We start from the raw sequence: 1819 nt of genomic DNA, 5'->3' as shown, positions 1-1819 counted from the left end.
CAGGAAAGCCCCGCCGGTCATCCGGCGGGGCTCTCTTCGGCTCTTCGAGTCACACCAGCCACTCGACGCGCCGGAGGGACCGGGGGGATCAAACGCCCCAACCCCTGCAAGGATCTGATTCAGCCCCAGACATGGCACGACCCCGGGACGGGCATCCCGGGGTCGCCGCCCTCATCTCGCGCCCAAGGCTTACAACCGGGCGAGAACAGGACGTTGCTCTGTGACGAGCGTACGAGAGACCAGCGCCACCGCTCCACCGCACGCCGACGTGCCGCGCGGCCCGAAGTGCAACGGGCCCGGCTGCGGCAAGCCCCTCGTGCACATCCCTGGCAAGAAGCCGAAGGTCTACTGCTCCGACGCCTGCCGAATGCGGGCAAAGCGGGCAATTGCCCGCAACGCCGAAACCACCACGAACGGTGCGGGGCAGTCCCGGCCCGGGCCAAAAGCGAACGCGGGCTTTAGTAGTAAGGGAAAATCTCCGTCCGCTGCAGGTCAGAGCGTTGCGGCGGAAGCTCCGGCGACCAAAAAGGGACAGCCGAAGTCGGGCACCCGCGACGAGCGGTACGCGCGCCGCGACCGGCACCAGGCCGTTGCCCTTGGTGAGGCGTTCCGCGCGTGCGGCAACCGGCTCACGGGGAAGGCCGCGACGCTCCAGTGGGCGGCCGGGGAGGCGGCGCTCACGGGCGTCTGCCGCTGCAACAACGTCCACATGTGCGCCTGGTGCGGGACGCGCATCCTCGCGGTCCGGGCCTCGAACGCTCAGCTCATGGCGGACGGCCTCGCCGCGAACGGGTTCGGGCTGCACCTTGGCACGTCCACGCTGCGGCACTTCAAGCGGATGCCGTTCGGCTCGAACCGCAAGGGCCAGCGCTTCGGCCTGGTGAGCGTGCTCCACGACGGCTGGCGCGGGGCGTACGGGTCCAGCGGGCGGCCCTGGCGGCGGCTCAAGGCCGAGTTCGGCGTCATCGGGTACGAGCGGGCCTACGAGGACACGTGGGGCCCGGACACGGGTCACCACCTCCACTGGCACACGCTCTGGGTCACGGCTGAGCCGCTCGACACCGACGGGCAGGCCGCGTTCCGCCGAGCGATCGCCACGGCGTGGGCGGACGGCGTGCGCAACGCGGGCGGCTACGAGGTCAGCCAGACCTGCGACCGGCCCGACTGCTCGTGCGGCGGGGAGGGCCACGGCACCGACCTGCGGTCGCTCAACAGCGGCGAGGAGGGCGAGACGGCCCGCTACCTGTACAAGGACGGCGACAAGGGCACGGCCAAGATCGGGCTTGAGTTGTCCCGGCAGGACCTCAAGGACGGGCGCCGGGCCGGTCGGCTCGGACCGTGGCAGCTCGGAGACGCGGCGGCCGAGGAGCTGGCGGCGTCCGGCGGCGTCCCCGGCCCCTTCACCACCGCGTACCGCGAGCGTGAGCGCGGGATCTTCGGGGTGCGGAAGCAGTACCGCACGCAGGGGCTCAACGCCCTGGTGAAGGCACTGGAGATCGTCCAGGACGAGCGGACCGAAGACGAGATCACCGACGAATCCGGCGGGCTCCAGCCGATCCTGGTCATCCCGTCCGGCACCTGGTACCGGCACATCGCCCGCGTGCCCGGCCGCCGCCTGGACCTCGTCAAGGTCGCGGAGCTGTCCGGCGTCGGCGGCGTCCGACTGCTGATCGAGTCGTGGGGCCTCCGGTGGGGCGTCGACGTCTTCGACCCGCCCACCGAAACCGAGCCGACCACGGAGGCCGGAGACGACGAGACCGAGCCGCCGGTCAACCCGCTGCTCGAACTGCCCGCCGCCCGGACCTTCGCAGAGCACATC

The 1819-nt window shown here is 71.4% G+C and carries 1 protein-coding gene; it reads left to right on the top strand.

Annotated features, from left to right (window positions below; translation table 11 throughout):
* Window positions 1–220: 220 nt before the first annotated feature.
* Window positions 221–1819 (top strand): hypothetical protein (locus tag ACFCXS_RS39375; protein ID WP_376648146.1); only part of this gene is annotated, 1599 nt, incomplete at its 3' end.

Origin of the sequence: Streptomyces sp. NPDC056373, assembly GCF_042262425.1 — a bacterium.
Taxonomy (GTDB): domain Bacteria; phylum Actinomycetota; class Actinomycetes; order Streptomycetales; family Streptomycetaceae; genus Streptomyces.
Note: the sequence above shows the minus strand (reverse complement) of the source record. Positions and strands in the feature narration are given on the sequence as shown.